This is a genomic window from Flammeovirga sp. MY04 (genome assembly GCF_001682195.2).
GTDB classification, from domain to species: Bacteria; Bacteroidota; Bacteroidia; order Cytophagales; family Flammeovirgaceae; genus Flammeovirga; species Flammeovirga yaeyamensis.
Genome location: NZ_CP003560.2, coordinates 4,389,359 through 4,404,603, shown reverse-complemented (window position 1 = coordinate 4,404,603; position 15,245 = coordinate 4,389,359). Strand labels below are relative to the sequence as shown.

General features: G+C 34.2%; 17 protein-coding genes. 5 read left to right on the top strand and 12 right to left on the bottom strand.

Going from position 1 to position 15,245, the window contains the following annotated elements; genetic code table 11:
* Positions 1-54: 54 nt before the first annotated feature.
* The 8 genes from MY04_RS17505 to MY04_RS17475 all read right to left on the bottom strand — a co-directional run bounded on the left by MY04_RS17505 (position 55) and on the right by MY04_RS17475 (position 6,118).
* Entirely contained in the window at positions 55-1,905 is a 1,851-nt protein-coding gene (locus MY04_RS17505; protein WP_066211809.1) for a hypothetical protein, read from the bottom strand.
* A gap of 184 nt (positions 1,906-2,089) precedes the next feature.
* Entirely contained in the window at positions 2,090-2,527 is a 438-nt protein-coding gene (rnpA, locus tag MY04_RS17500) for a ribonuclease P protein component (RefSeq protein ID WP_066211807.1), read from the bottom strand.
* Positions 2,528-2,682: 155 nt separating this feature from the next.
* Positions 2,683-2,805, bottom strand: a complete 123-nt coding sequence (locus MY04_RS28255) for a hypothetical protein (protein WP_257794019.1) — start codon at positions 2,803-2,805, stop codon at positions 2,683-2,685.
* A 49-nt stretch (positions 2,806-2,854) separates the two neighbouring features.
* Positions 2,855-3,013 carry a 50S ribosomal protein L34 gene (gene rpmH, locus MY04_RS17495; RefSeq protein WP_084005944.1) on the bottom strand — a complete coding sequence of 53 codons (159 nt, stop codon included), beginning with the start codon at positions 3,011-3,013 and terminating at the stop codon, positions 2,855-2,857.
* A 648-nt stretch (positions 3,014-3,661) separates the two neighbouring features.
* Positions 3,662-4,276 carry a deoxynucleoside kinase gene (locus MY04_RS17490; RefSeq protein WP_066211805.1) on the bottom strand — a complete coding sequence of 205 codons (615 nt, stop codon included), beginning with the start codon at positions 4,274-4,276 and terminating at the stop codon, positions 3,662-3,664.
* Between the two features lie 133 nt (positions 4,277-4,409).
* Positions 4,410-5,033, bottom strand: a complete 624-nt coding sequence (locus MY04_RS17485; RefSeq protein ID WP_066211803.1) for a deoxynucleoside kinase — start codon at positions 5,031-5,033, stop codon at positions 4,410-4,412.
* Positions 5,034-5,059: 26 nt separating this feature from the next.
* Complete coding sequence (locus MY04_RS17480) at positions 5,060-5,692, bottom strand: deoxynucleoside kinase (protein ID WP_066211801.1); 633 nt, start codon at positions 5,690-5,692, stop codon at positions 5,060-5,062.
* A 153-nt stretch (positions 5,693-5,845) separates the two neighbouring features.
* Positions 5,846-6,118, bottom strand: a complete 273-nt coding sequence (locus tag MY04_RS17475; protein WP_158297750.1) for a hypothetical protein — start codon at positions 6,116-6,118, stop codon at positions 5,846-5,848.
* A gap of 490 nt (positions 6,119-6,608) precedes the next feature.
* On the opposite strand from MY04_RS17475, the gene lpdA reads away from it, so the two are divergent.
* From lpdA to MY04_RS17460, 3 genes are all read left to right on the top strand, one after another.
* Positions 6,609-8,012 carry a dihydrolipoyl dehydrogenase gene (gene lpdA / locus MY04_RS17470; RefSeq protein WP_066211797.1) on the top strand — a complete coding sequence of 468 codons (1,404 nt, stop codon included), beginning with the start codon at positions 6,609-6,611 and terminating at the stop codon, positions 8,010-8,012.
* 125 nt (positions 8,013-8,137) lie between these two features.
* On the top strand, positions 8,138-8,566 hold the full coding sequence (locus MY04_RS17465; protein WP_066211794.1) for a hypothetical protein: 429 nt from the start codon (positions 8,138-8,140) through the stop codon (positions 8,564-8,566).
* Positions 8,567-8,662: 96 nt separating this feature from the next.
* Positions 8,663-10,120, top strand: coding sequence for a hypothetical protein (locus tag MY04_RS17460; protein ID WP_066211793.1), 1,458 nt, complete (start codon positions 8,663-8,665; stop codon positions 10,118-10,120).
* Positions 10,121-10,230: 110 nt separating this feature from the next.
* Here MY04_RS17460 and MY04_RS17455 read toward each other — a convergent pair whose 3' ends face one another.
* Positions 10,231-10,743, bottom strand: coding sequence for a DUF2480 family protein (locus MY04_RS17455; RefSeq protein WP_066211791.1), 513 nt, complete (start codon positions 10,741-10,743; stop codon positions 10,231-10,233).
* A gap of 59 nt (positions 10,744-10,802) precedes the next feature.
* A complete protein-coding gene (locus MY04_RS17450; RefSeq protein WP_158297749.1) occupies positions 10,803-11,744 on the bottom strand; it encodes a hypothetical protein in 942 nt (313 codons plus the stop codon).
* Positions 11,745-12,039: 295 nt separating this feature from the next.
* Between MY04_RS17450 and MY04_RS17445 the strand changes: the two genes are divergently transcribed.
* On the top strand, positions 12,040-13,191 hold the full coding sequence (locus tag MY04_RS17445) for a murein hydrolase activator EnvC family protein (protein ID WP_066211787.1): 1,152 nt from the start codon (positions 12,040-12,042) through the stop codon (positions 13,189-13,191).
* A 183-nt stretch (positions 13,192-13,374) separates the two neighbouring features.
* On the top strand, positions 13,375-13,866 hold the full coding sequence (locus MY04_RS17440) for a hypothetical protein (protein WP_066211786.1): 492 nt from the start codon (positions 13,375-13,377) through the stop codon (positions 13,864-13,866).
* A gap of 88 nt (positions 13,867-13,954) precedes the next feature.
* On the opposite strand, the gene gatC is transcribed toward MY04_RS17440, so the two are convergent.
* Both gatC and MY04_RS17430 read right to left on the bottom strand, forming a co-directional pair.
* Positions 13,955-14,242 (bottom strand): Asp-tRNA(Asn)/Glu-tRNA(Gln) amidotransferase subunit GatC, encoded by a 288-nt coding sequence (gatC, locus tag MY04_RS17435; RefSeq protein WP_066211785.1) that lies wholly within the window; start codon positions 14,240-14,242, stop codon positions 13,955-13,957.
* A 118-nt stretch (positions 14,243-14,360) separates the two neighbouring features.
* Complete coding sequence (locus MY04_RS17430) at positions 14,361-15,113, bottom strand: lysophospholipid acyltransferase family protein (protein ID WP_084005943.1); 753 nt, start codon at positions 15,111-15,113, stop codon at positions 14,361-14,363.
* Between the last annotated feature and the right edge of the window lie 132 nt (positions 15,114-15,245).

Here is a 15,245-nt window from a genome sequence, read left to right as displayed (position 1 = left end):
CTGTATGACAACGTCCTTTTTTATATATGGATGAAAATTACGATGTAATTCTAATTATTCTACTATTACTTTTTTAATCACTTTGTTGCTACCATTAGCGATCTCAACAAAAATCATATGTTCTTGTGTATTCACTCTATAACTCATTTGATGATCCAAATCGAAGTGATCCATCTCTTTACCATCAATTGATAAAATTCTTACTGGAAGTGCTTCATCAGAAGCAGTAGAGATAGTGATATCACCTCCTCTATGCACTGGATCAGGAAAAACACTAACCATATTATCTAACGATTCATTTTGTCCTACAGTAACCATATCAAAAGTTTCTGACTGACCATCAAAATCAAATTGAGTCAATCTATAATACACTTTCTCATTTGTGTTGTTGATATGATCTTCTACTTCATAATCAACTCGAACATCGCTGTTACCTGCACCTTGAACTTCTTTAACTACTTCCCAATGTCTTGCATCGTAGCTTCTCTCTACAATAAATTTCTCTGAATTGATTTCTGTTGCAGTAGCCCAGGTTAAATCAACTTCTTTGTTGTTTTGTGTGGCTTTGAATGAGATGAGTTTGACTGGGAGGTTCAGTTCGTCATCATGTAACGCAAGAGTACCAAAATCTGATAATTCTTGATTTAGATGTACAAATCCATCATCTAATGATCTTAAAACGTTTCTATTACTTATAGTCGACCATTCCTGACCATTCCATCTAATAATCTCTAAGAATCCTCTTTTATTTTGTGGATAATTTGAATCATTTGCATAAAGATAAACCTCCACATTGGGCTTTTGTAAATCAGTACTATTTATAGTCCAATATTCTGGTGCATTTACATTTTGATTTGGATTATTAAACTGAGAATTTCTAGTGGGTTGATTAAAATACTGAGCAATATATTCATGTGACTGTCGATCACTTGTTTTCGAAATTTCTAAGGGTCGATAATTAGTACCATCTCCTATTGGAAATGTAAACTTAGAACTACCTATTCGTTTAACTTTTACGACTACATGGGAAAGATTCGAAGGTAAATGATGATGATCATAATCAGCTCCATTATCAAAAGTAAATACTTCGTTTCCAGTATTACCTTTTACAATACCTTTTTCGAAATAAGCTTCATCTAATATTGTAAAATTATCTTGAAGAACTATGTCTCCATCTGTTTTAAATCTGACATTACTATATTTCAATCCATTGGATTTTACTATGTGTTTATCAGCACCTGTAAATTCAATTATAGAATGTGATTCCATAACAACAGTTGAACGAAGTTCATTATTTAAAGACTTATGTAAATAAATGATTGTATTATCATTTAATGATAGCTTATTATAATTATGAATATCTCCTATATTCAATATTGTATGCCCATTTAAGATTAATTCACCACCAGGAAATACATTTATTGTTGCTCTATTTCCCCAAAGTTCAGTGGTGTTATCAAAAATTACTTTACCTCCATTTTGGATAGTCATATTTTGCCACAATGTAAATCCTGATCGACTATTTATATTGTTTTCGGTTTTTATAACACCTTTACCTTGAACATCAACCATTAAAGCTTTTATTTCGCTTCCCCCTGGTATTATCACATTATTATTTACATGTAGAAGATTAACTAAAATTTTTTTACCATTTGGCACTATAAAATCATTTTTTGCTGAATCTGGTATAGTCAATTCATGGTTAAAATCTTGATTTTGATCATGGTCAAAATCAGGTACAAAATTAGGTGTCCAGTTAAGCGGATTATAATAATCTGAATCCACTGATCCATTCCAAACAACACTATGAGATCTTTGTTGTTGGTTATTCTGACCCAAAACCCTAACCTGCACCAACACAAATAACAATAAAAACGCAATCGAATATTTAGGTGTAATTTTCATCGTAGTAATAAAAATATTTTTGAGAAATTTTATTTTCACTTTATTTAACTACTACTACTATAATTTGTTGTTTGAAAAGTAGGTATAGAAACACTTGATTAAACTTGTTAAAAGTTATTATCTAAAATCGGTTAAAATTAGCGGTGACATTTTAAATTGGGCATAAAAAAAGCGTTTAAAAACGCTATTCATTATCTTCTGAAGTGGAAGGCTGTTGTCTTACCTCATTGACTTTGTACAAACTAGCTTTCATTTTTCTTTCTAAGAAAGCATGAGGTTCTTTTTTTCTTGATACATACACAAAAGCAAGGTTTTCTACCTTGTCTAATGGAGAATCAATATTTAAAATTCCTTTATTTAGGCGATATACCTCTCTTAACTGCCTTTTGATTCTATTTCTATCAACAGCATGTTTAAAACCTCTCTTGGAGACCGAGAACAATACTTGAGGGGGGATAGATGCGTTTTCTACATCTGAGGAGAGAGAATAGTAGATTTTGAATGGAAAACAAAAAACAGACTGCCCATCCTTGAACATCTGCTCTATCTGACTTCTACTTTTAAGGTGTTCACTCTTTGGGAAGGTGGCACGATCGTATGTAGGTAAGTTCTTCTTTTCCATAATCTCATTTAAAAAAGGGCAAAAAAAAAGTGAAGGTCCGTCGCATTTGCTGCCGCCAGACCTCCAGCTCTTAACCTTTTTTGCGGGCTTCCGCGAAGTACCCGGAGGTACTTCGCAGAGACGCTAGATAAAAGCTGCTAGACACAAAGTGTCAATTATGCGTTAGCGGCAGCTTTTTGTTTTTTAGCAACTAGGCGCTCAGCTTTTTGCACTTGGCCTTTGTTGTAATTCAATTTCTCTTGATTTTTCAAGATTTTTTTTGCGATACGAGTTTTCATCACAATAATGTTTTAGTGTTCTGAAACACATCCTACTTTAGGATGCTAACTACGCCTTGTGTTTTCTAGAGTCAGAAACTGTAAGGCTCTTTCTTCCTTTTTTTCTTCTACTTGCAAGAACGTTACGTCCGTTTGCTGTAAGCATTCTTTGACGGAAACCGTGCTTGTTTTTTCTCTTGCGGTTCGAAGGTTGAAATGTTCTTTTCATCGTACTATGTAAGATTAGAATTTTTCGGCTTGCAAAAGTAAAAATACTATTGCAAAATGACAAGCTATTTTACTGTTAATACTGAATAAACAGAAAAACAACCATTGAATTTCAATCACATTAACATAATTGAGTATCAAAAGGTGCTTTTTTACTAACAATAAAACAACATCTAACCGTAATATTTCAATTAGAATATGGTGATTATCAACCGTTAAGATCACAATAACCTACTGCACATCAAATCACCGGCTGACAAAGGTAAGAATTAAGTTTTTAAATACTACATTTTGAGGTAATTATTTGTGGGAAATGTAGTTTTGATTAAGTTCATTAACAGGAAGATAGGGGGAAGGGGGAAGGTAGCAGGTAGCAGGTAGCAGGTAGCAAAGTTAACGCTCGGGTTTTTAGTTAGGAGTTAGGAGGTAGAAATTAGGAGTTGCTGAATTTACGCTCCTCATGACGCGGGCACAGGTTAGGAAACCAGTGCTAGTTATCAAAAAAAATCTTATTTAAACCCATACATCCACCCACGGACCACCTAACATTTCACGTTTTTCATTTTTAACTTTTCATTTTTCATTCTCCATCTTTGATGAAAAAAAGGCCACAATTTCTTGCAGCCTTTTCATTAAACTCATTAACTAGTTATTTAGAAACTGATAATTGCTCATCGATCTGATTAACGATTCTATAGAAATCTTCTGTGTTTTCTACGAAGTCGTAATCATCCATCTTAATTCTTAGTAGTGGACCTGTGTATTGGTCGATCCATTGATTATAAAGTACGTTGAGTCCTTTTAAATAATCTTCTGGGATAGTTTGTTCGTAAGACCTACCTCTTTTTTGAATTTGAGAGATCAGACGATCATAATCTGTATCTAGATAAATCAAAAGGTCTGGCTTTGGAAGTTGAGAAGACATACTTTTGAAAAGTTTCCAATACGATTCAAAATCACGGTCATCCATAATACCTGATGTGTGCAGGTTCTTGGCAAAGATATGAGCGTTTTCATCAAACGAACGGTCTTGGACAATTGACTTAGATGCATTTCTAAGATCAAGCATCTGTTGGAAGCTATTGTCTAAGAAACGAACCTGAGCATGAAAAGCCCAACGTTTCATATCATTGTAAAAATCTTCTAAATACGGATTATCGGCAGTACTTTCAAACTCTGGTATCCAGTTGAAATGTTCTGACAACATTTTTGTTAGTGTGGTCTTACCCGACCCAATATTCCCAGCAATGGCAATGTATTGCATTTTCTCAGTGAAGTCTTTTTTTGAAATGGTATTAATTAGGTGTATCCTATTTTAGGAATAGGTTACTAAAAAGCAGCAAAAAACGTGTGCTATATTCGATGGTACAACACACGTTTTCTTGATATAATTATGGTTATACTCTTGCTTTTTGAGCGTGTAATTCAGCATCAATACTACCGATAATTTGCTGAAGATGTTTTTCATTCTCCACAAAATCGATATCCTCCATATCAATCACTAACAATTTACCTTGATCATAGTTCGAGATCCACTCTTCGTAGTACTCATTCAAACCTGTAAGATAAGCTCTAGAGATACTTTGCTCGTATTCACGACCACGCTTACGGATGTGATCTAGTAATTGAGGAACTGAAGTTCTTAAATAAATTAATAGATCTGGTGCAGGTGCGTTTTCAGTTACTGAATTAAAAACGGCTTGGAAAGTTTCTGCATCACGGTCTGTTAAATGACCATCAGCATTCAACTGTCTAGCAAATATTTTAGCGTCCTCGTATAAAGAACGGTCTTGAATAATTGGTTGTTCTGTTCTAGACACCTCCATTACCTGACGGAAACGACTATTCAAGAAATATACTTGAAGAGGGAATGCCCAACGTGACATGTCCTCGTAAAAATCTTCTAAATATGGGTTATCATCGGCACTTTCGTAACGTGGTTCCCATCCAAAATGTGCTGCTAATTTCCCTGTAAGGGTAGTTTTACCACTACCGATATTTCCCGCTATTGCGATATACATTTTATTTCAGATTAGTTGTTAGTGAATTATACTAGTGATCCTGTTGGTGTCTTACGGATACGCATTGCAGATTCTATAGCAGAAGCAATACGCTCAAAATCTTTATCGTTAGCAACGAAATCGACATCATTTACATCTACGACAACCAATCCGCCTTTATCATAACTATCGATCCACTCTTCGTAAAGATCATTTAAGTTCTGAAGATATTCTGTTGGGATAGTTTTTTCGTAATCACGCCCTCTTTTCTCTATGTTTTGCTGAAGTTTTTCAACATCAGCTCTTAAATAGATTAATAGATGAGGAGCATTTGCTTTTGCTTCATACAACTTAGCCAATGCAGTGTAGTTCTCGAAATCTCTTTGATTAAGTACTCCAGATCTTCTTAAGTTCTCTGTGAATACGTAAGTACCTTCGTACAATGACCTGTCCTGAATTACAGGGTTATCGACTGTAGCATCTTTTACTTGCTCAAATCGGTGATTTAAAAAGTAGGTTTGTAAATGGAAAGACCATGTTTCCATATCTTGATAAAAGTCCTCTAAATATGGGTTATTGACAGTGCTTTCGTACAATGCTCTCCATCCAAATCGTTCGGAAAGTAGCCTAGTCAATGTTGTTTTTCCACAACCAATGTTTCCTGCTATAGCGATATACATGTAATTCTATTATAAAGACGTATGACGTGATTATTTTTAAAATTTGCTTGAGTGTAGTACTCAAATTTTGTGAGGTGCAAATATAGAATATTTGCTCCCATCAAAAAGATGATTTTGAAGAAAGTATGTTAATTTTACCAAGTATCTTTCTGTCTATTTCAAGACAAAATACAATAAGGCAAACATTCCTGCAATTAACAATGCTCGGATGATCACCGGTTTTCTTTCTGTTCTTCTATTACGAACCGAAGAAAAATCAATACTATCTTGAATATTTTTTACTGTTTTTTCTTTTTCCTCTTTTTCGTACTTTTCGTACAGAGCTTTATGCCTAGCCTCTCTTTCTTCTCTTTCAGCATCATAGTATCGGGTCGTAAAATCAAACTGTCTATGGGTTAACAGTTTAAACATCGTTGGCCTCTTCATATCTCTCTTTTTTATTTCTTGCAATCAAGCATATAAAATGCTGAATTTCAACATTTGGCCGTTAAAGAAAATCAATTAACGGCTATTACAAAAATACTGAAAATATGGTTTGGGAAAAAGAAAGAATCTATTATTTAGCAATTAAATATTGAAGTAATGAATAGGATAAAACGCATAGTTCTGCTGTTTTTATCAAAAAGTGACATTGAACACTGTTTTTTTCAAAGAGAAGAAACTACCAACATATTGATATAAAAGCCATACATTTTTTTTCAAATTATCACTTCACAGATACAAAATCACGCAATATTAGACTTTTTTATAATCCTTTATCTTAACGTATTTCCCTCAACGTTTTTATTTTATGTACGAACGTGTATTTTTGCAAGGGATTTTATAATATTTCCTTATTTACGCATCAATCGCACACCCAAAATGTGGTCGATGCTCTAAGACGAAAAACGAAAAATTATATATTAACAACAAAGTTATGTCAGCAACAAAATTTGATTTAATCGTAATAGGATCAGGTCCTGGTGGATACGTTGCCGCTATCCGTGCTTCTCAATTAGGTTTAAAAGTAGCCGTAGTAGAGAAAGCAGAAGTAGGTGGTATCTGCTTAAACTGGGGTTGTATCCCAACGAAAGCTTTACTAAAAAGTGGTCAGGTGTTCCAATACATCAACCATGCAAAAGACTTTGGTATTAATGTAGGTGAGGCAGCTGCCGATTTCCCTGCAATGGTACAAAGATCTCGTGGTGTGGCTGCTGGCATGAGTAAAGGTGTTGAGTTCTTGATTAAAAAGAATAAAATCGAGAAACTTCTTGGATTTGGTAAATTAGTTGGTCCTAAACAAGTAGAAGTTACAGACGCAGAAGGTAAAGCTACTGTTTACGACGCAGAACATATTGTTTTAGCTACGGGTGGTAGAGCAAAAGAACTTCCTCATATCAAAATTGATGGAGAGAAAGTAATTGGTTACCGTCAAGCAATGACACTTCCTGAGCAACCTAAGAAAATGGTGGTTATGGGATCTGGTGCAATCGGTGTTGAGTTTGCTTACTTCTATAACTCTATCGGTACAGAAGTAACTGTTGTAGAATACTTACCACGTATCGTACCTAACGAAGACGCTGATGTTTCTAAAGAATTAGAGCGTAACTTCAAAAAACAAGGAATTAAAGTGATGACTAACGCTGCTGTTCAAACAGTAGATACTTCTGGAGACGGTTGTAAAGTAGTGATCAAAGACAACAAGAAAGATAAAGAAACAACTATCGAGTGTGATGTTGTTCTTTCTGCAGTTGGTGTTGAAACTAACTTAGAAGGTATCGGTCTTGAGGAAGTAGGTGTTGCTCACGACAGAGGTAAAGTATTGATCAACGATTACTACCAAACTAACATTCCTTCAGTGTATGCAATCGGTGATATCGTTAAAGGTCCTGCTTTAGCACACGTTGCTTCTCACGAAGGTATTATCTGTGTTGAGAAAATCGCTGGTTTAACTCCTGAACCTATGAACTACGGTAACATCCCAGGCTGTACTTACACAGTTCCTGAAGTTGCTTCAGTAGGTATGACAGAAGAAATGGCGAAAGAAGCTGGTTATGAAGTGAAAGTGGGTAAATTCCCATTCTCTGCATCAGGAAAAGCTTCAGCTGCTGGTCATAAAGAAGGTTTCGTTAAAGTAATCTTTGATGCTAAATATGGTGAGTGGTTAGGATGTCACATGATTGGTTCTAACGTTACAGAAATGATTGCTGAGGCAGTTGTTGGACGTAAATTAGAAGTAACTGGACACGAAATCATCACTGCAGTTCACCCTCACCCAACATTATCCGAAGCGGTAATGGAGGCAGCTGCTCAAGCTTACGACGAGTGTATCCACTTGTAAGATTCGAAGAAGATATATTAATCTATATAAAAGTCACTGTTCCTTTTTTGGGACAGTGACTTTTTTTTATAATTTGAGATCCTTACTAAACCTTTTTTACCCTACACAATTACTCATTCACTCGTATGAAACTTATTATCGTCTCTACCCTTACCCTTTTTACATTTGCTCTTTATGGACAAAGTACTTCTTCTCATGCTTCAGAACAACAATGGAACGCGCTTAAATTGTATGCAACTGATGCCGATCAAAAAGAAGTGATCAATAATAAAATCAATGAATTGAATTTGCTCAAAGAACAACTTCATCATAGCGTTATTAGAGAACTTGAAGAGATCGAAACCCTAAGTATAAATTTACTACAAAACTTTGTGATCATAGAAGAGCACCTAAGAGAACATTTTTTCGAGATGGATCTTCATTATTTAGAGTACGAGCTCCAACATCACGATCATATAATGACAAAAGAAGAATGGGTCGAATTTCATACAGAGAAGATCAAAAAGTATAAAATATCACAGATTAACGACGAATTACCTCAGTATTATGATTGAAATCATATAATTAATACGTTTCAGTGTGATGGATATTCTATTTTATAAAAAATCTTAAATTAACTTTGCATTCGTCACAAGAACTCATTTCATAGAATGCGATTTATATTATCAGTATCCTTTATTACATTATTTAGCATTAGCCTGCTTGGGCAAAATGTTGATTCTACTAAAGTAGAAAAGACCACTTCTACAGCTATTGAAAAAACAGATTATCAAAAAACTGTAGATGTATTTAAGAGAGGTATCCGATTGGATCTAAACAAAGACAAAACTTCTTATTTCAAATTCATACTTGGTTTACAATCGTGGTGGAGATATGGGGAAACCAACCCTGGAACAATCAATAATGTTTCAAAAGAACCTATCGACCATTATTCGGATTTTGCCATGAGACGTATTCGTACGATGTTCTATTTAAATGTAGAAAACAAGTACTTATTATTTGCTCAAATTGGGGCAACATCAGACGGTACCTATTCTAACATTTTTCAAAACGTATACTTTCACGATTTCCAAGGTCAAATACGAATTGCTCCAAAAAATTACTTCGGTTCAGGTCTTCACTTTTGGCAAGGCCTTTCAAGACTTTCTAGAGTAGGTTCCAACAATTACCTTATTCTAGACAACCCAGGATTTAACTTCCCAGAAGTAAATAGAACAGATGCAATTGTTAGACAAATGGGATTTTTCTTTAGAGGGGTTACCCTTGGGAAATTAGGATATCAAGTTTCCTTAAACCAACCTTTAATTACGCCAGATGCAGGTGCACCAACAGTTGGAGGAAGACCAATGTCGAAAGAAGAAATGTTGGATTATGCCAACAGTAACACACCTCCTGCTGGAGTTCAAGAAGGAAACACTTATTTATTAAGACAAACCAACTACAACGTCAATGGTTATTTCTATTGGCAGTTTTGGGATATAGAATCACAATCTGTTTCTGGTGCTTCACAGATGAATTATTTTGGACAGAAACGTGTTTTCAACATTGGTGCTGGTTTCCAATACCAACCAGGTGGAACAGCTACTTATATTAAAGACGCTAACGGCGACTGGGGTTTACAAGAAAATGACATCACTAAAATTGCTGTAGATGCGTTTTTAAGTATGCCACTAGGACATAATGGTGGTGGAATTACTGCTTATGGTGTATTCTATAACTACCAATACGGTTCTAATTACTTAAGAACAGCCAATGTTTTAGGTGGTTTTGCAACTGGTGGAGATTCACCTCAAGGTGCTGGTTTTGCATCCTATTCTCATGGTACTGGTAATATTTTCCACACAGAAATTGGATACACATTACCTAAATCGATCTATAATTCTGAGAAAAAAATTCAACCATTCATAGGTTTCTCGTGGAAGGATCTAGAAGGATTGGATGAAGCTTCTTGGCATGGCGATTTTGGTGCAAACTGGGCAATTATTGGTCAGAATGTAAAAGTTTCTGCCGCTTATTCACTTCGCCCTGTATATATGATAAAAGACAGCAAGAATGTTGTTGACCATCATGCTGGGTTATTTGTAGCCCAACTTCAATTAAGAATCTGATATTCAATTGAGATATATCTAATTACCTCCGGGTATAAATTTTCGTTTTCCAAAAAAAAACACCAACTGTTCTGTTGGTGTTTTTTTATATATAATTGATGAAACCAAAATTATTTTTTCCTAGGTTTCTTATAAATCGGCACTGTACTACAAGGCTCCCCAAACATAATTGTCTTGGCAACAGGTCTCAATTTCTCTGTAATTTTTACATAAGCTGATGTTGGAACAGCTTCCTTGCTACATCCTTTGATCACTATCGGTTTATCCTCAAATTCATTGATATCCAAAGCGTCAATGGCCTTCTCAAAAATACTTTCCTCCAAACGTTCTAAATCTCCAAAAACAATCGTCTCGGCATATTTTTCAAAACGTGTGGTCAGCAACATATAAGCCCAAGTAGGAATAATGGCATCTACAGAACAGGTAATTGCAACATGCTTTCCTTCGTATGTAGACCAATCGTGTTCTTTTAAGAATAGTCTAAAATCTTTTTCGCGTAACACAATTCCCTGAAAAAGCTGATCTTTTATATCAAATAACACTCTTTCTCCCTGTGGTTTAATTTCTTCAAGATCTAAAGAAACAAGGGCACTCTGAGCGACTCTATTTACAATTTCATCCATGTTTAAAAAGTTTTCTTATTAAACTGATTTACGAAGACAAAGTTACAAGTTTATATCTACTATTTTAATTCTTTCAGATAGAAATCGTTCACTAACGACTCCCCACTAAACTGATATTTAAACCTTGCCAAGCCTTCGTTTAAGTATTTCCCATCCTCTTCACAAGAGTGACCAAAATCGATATATTCTTTCTCACAATCTCTGATCATCTGCATAAAAACAGCATCAAGTACTTTGTATTTTCTACCTTCTATAGAATTGACCGAATACTGTACTTTGCAAACATTCGGAGTAAGAAATAATAAAGTGCCACTCATCATTTTTCCTCCTTTAAACCCTCCTATCAATTTTATTTGATCAGGAAATAATGATTTTAGATATATCAATTCCTCCAAAGAATGCGTTGGTGTCACATTATGTCGGTTCGTTAAATTCTCATTCAACATTGTCCAAAATGCTTCAAAGTCATCACAAGCTTTAATTTCAATATCATTCGATAAGGCTATTCTTTCATTCTTTCTCCTGCTTCTATCAGCCGCAATCTGACGATCAATTTTTATTACCCCACTCAAATCCCTTCTTATCAATTGCCATGAATTTTTAAATAGAGCATAGACGTCTTCCTCACCTTGTTCGGTTTTGTAGATATATGGAGTTACTTTATAAATGATTTTTTGAACATCATGTACTAGACAATAACGCTCTATTTCAGAAAGTATATCAATGATTTTTTGAACAAAGGTTCTTGGCTTGTACAAAAGTCCACCAAAAGTTAGACCCGCATGAGAACTCACCACTCCCTCATTTAAAGTAGCAGGAAATAAGGCTACAATTTGATTCGTTTGATTTCTGATGATGAGAGAATAATCAATAAATCTGTCTTTATGATATTCAATAAAGTCACGAGTAAAAAAAAAGTGTTGTTGCATACATTTCATCACAAAAGTATTCCACTCCGCCCTATTCTCTTGATGATACCTTTCTACTTTATATGTTTCCACTTTTATATGATCGAAAAAATGATGCTTTTACCCAATTTCAAACATGGGGATTAACTACTTTTTAAAATGAGATTCTTCTCAGAAATAAATATAAACACCGTTTTAAAAATAATTCTACTTCTCTAGAAAATAGCGTTAAATTCTTCCTAAGAAACTGATGTAAATATCTAATTTATGTTTAATAAATACATTAAGGAATCAAATTTGTATATTTATAACTTAATACTGCTTTTGCATTCTGAAATAAAAAAATTATTTCAGAATGAACATCTAAGTGATTTTTTACTACTATTCAATGCGTTTCTTTTTTACGATAATAGCAATATGTTTTTCTTACATCTTATTCGCTCAACAAGATGTACAACAGGCTAAGAAAAAAATAGCCCAGACTTCTGCTATTCTCAAAAATACAACAGAACAAAAAGAAACTTCATTAAGTGAATTAAGCGACCTTGAAGCTCAAATTGAAGGTTTAGAACATCTGTTGGATCAAATTAATAAGCGCATAAATGTCTCGAAGAAAGAAGCTTTATTGGCTACACACAGTATCGATTCTCTTAACGATAAGGTGCTTCTTCTAAAACAAGAATATGCTCAACTCGTGTATGCCTCTTATAAAACAGGAGGTGACTTCGAACAGTTGGCCTATCTTCTTGCTAGCGATAATTTCTCACAATTTGTCAGAAGAGCAAGTTACATTGAGCATTACAAAGAAATTCGTAAAAAGCAGATTTTAGAAATCGAAAGAACACAAGCACTCCTAGCCGATAAAAAAGTAGAGCTAGAAGAACGAAATAAAGAAGAACAAGTCCTTTTAAAAGAAGAAAAGGCTCAACTCGCTTCATTGAAATCATTAGAAAAACAACAAAGTGAATTAATAGCTGATCTTAAGAACAAAGAAGAATATCTAAAGAAACAGCTAGAACAAGAAAGAGAAGGTTTGGCTGAAATTCAACGTCAGATGTTGGCCATTACGACTAAAATAAAATCTGATGAAACATCAAGAAGTAAGGAGTTGGCCATAGTTTCCTCTAAATCTTTTGATGAGTTACAAGGAACATTAATTTGGCCTGTTCCCGAAGGGGTGATCACCAACCGTTTCGGTGTTCGTCCTCATCCTATCTTAGAAGGTGTTTCTATAGAAAATCACGGCATTGATATTCGTGTAAAACAAAACACCAAAGTAAAAACGGTGCACAAAGGAGTGGTCACAGCAGTATCAAAAGTACCCAACCTTCAAAATGTCGTCATGTTAAGACATGGCAACTACTTTACGGTTTACTCAAAACTTTCTAAAGTATATGTAAAGGTCGGCGATCAGCTTCCTTCTTCTAAAGCAATTGGGTTAGCAGGTAAAAACGAAGACGGTGTTTACGAAGTTCAATTTCAAATTTGGAATACTGAAGGACAAAAATTGGATCCTGAACAGTGGCTCGCTACAGATTAATTCCTATTCATTCCCAACGACTTCCTCTAAACTCTTTTATTATTCATGTATTTTCACGTGTGAATAATATTTAATGAGTAAGATTTTAATTACATTTATTTGAGTTTTTACTTTTTTTAAGAGTTCTATAACAAACTCAATGTATTTTATCTCGTTCAATCGGAGACAACAAATAATTAAAACATGAAAAAATTCTTATTCACTATCTGCGCTCTACTAGCAACTGTAAGCCTTTATGCTCAAACCCCTGCTTTTACTGCATCACCTCAAGGTCAAAATATGGACTTTGAAACAATCAAGACCTTAATTAAAGCTGAAAAAAGAGGCGTTTTAAAAGAAAACATGAATTTAGCCGAGGATGAAAATGATGTTTTCTGGCCTGTTTATGATAAATACGAATTCGAACATAGTCAATTGATGAATCAGCAATACACACTTCTTAAAGAGTATGCTGAGAATTTCGAAACTCTTGATGAAAAGAGAACGGATGAGTTGATGAAATTGGCTTTGAAATTAAATAAACAAGAAATTGATCTTAATTTGAAGTACTACAAGCAGATGAAAAAAGTCGTTTCTACACAAACAGCTGCGCGTTTTGTTCAGATTATGGGACAGTTAAATACAGTGATCGACTTGAGCATGACTCAAGAGTTACCGCTGATTAATAACCTTTAATCGGTAAAGTATTTAACAAAAAAAGACCTTGGAGAATTCAACTTCAAGGTCTTTTTTTATTTGAAAATATCTTATTAAAAGAGCTTTTTTACTCCAATACTTTTGGTACTCTAAAGTAATCTGCATCCTTTTTAGGAGCATTCTTTAAAGCATCCTCATGCGACAAAGTTCTTGCTGCTTTATCTTGTCTCCACACGCTTTGCTCTCCTGTCATGTGAGTTAACGGCTCAACACCATCAGTATCTACTTCTTCAAGCTTTGCTACCCACTCCACAATTTCGTTCATGCTTTTCAGCATTTTCTCTTCTTTGTCTTTATCCAGTTCTAAACGGGATAAATGAGCAATTTTTTCTATAGTATCTTTATCAATAATCATAATTAGTGTTTGATTATTTTATCAATATATCACAAATTAAATGATTTATTTGAGATAATTTCAATAAAACACATGAATTAGTAAGAAATAACTCTTTTATATATCAAAGAAAAACCAATTAACCTTTAGTTGAATATTCTTTGGGGTAATGCTTTTTCAATTCAGCTTCTATGACCTCTTTCGTTTTCTTTTTCAATCGGTCCACATCATCTAAAGTGAGTCCTTCTGTCGAAATTGGTGCATGCTGTACCAAACGCAAAGGTGTCCATTTTAAATAAGGGCCTAATGATGGCCATATTTTCCAATTACTCACAATAGTCACCGGTACAACAGGCTTTTGAGCACGGATCGCGATTATATATGCCCCATCTTTAAAAGAATTCAAAGTAGGAGGTGTTCTATTTTGAGTACCCTCAGGAAATATCCCCAAGCTATACCCTTCTTTTAATCTATCAATCGATTTTTGAAATAGGGCCTCATTCTTTCTCGAATTTTTTCTATCCACAGTGATATGGATATTTCTAAACATCCATCCAAAAATAGGTGCCTTTCCTAAACTGTTTTTCCCTAAAAAGATGACAAATTGATCTACGATTAATTGCAAAGCGGGAATATCTAAAAAAGAAGTATGATTACTCACAAACACATAAGCCTCCTTCTTCGACAATTTTACTTTTTTTTCCTTTTTGATAGGAATCAAAATCATGATATAAGTAAAATAGGCCCAAGCCTTATTTAAATAATAGGTAAATGACAATAGTTTCCTATTAGGCACCCAAATAACTAAAGCAAATAAAGGATATAATATCAGTAAGCCTAGCATAAACATACTGATACCCCAGATTAAATAAAGTCTTAAAAAAAACATCATTTTGGCTATTGAATTAAGTGAAGATCACCTCTTCTTAAATTACCAGCAAAGAGAAAATTTAGTTTAGTTTTTACTTGAATACTTTTCTCTTACTTACAAAAATGATATATTTTTTTATTGATGAATAAATGT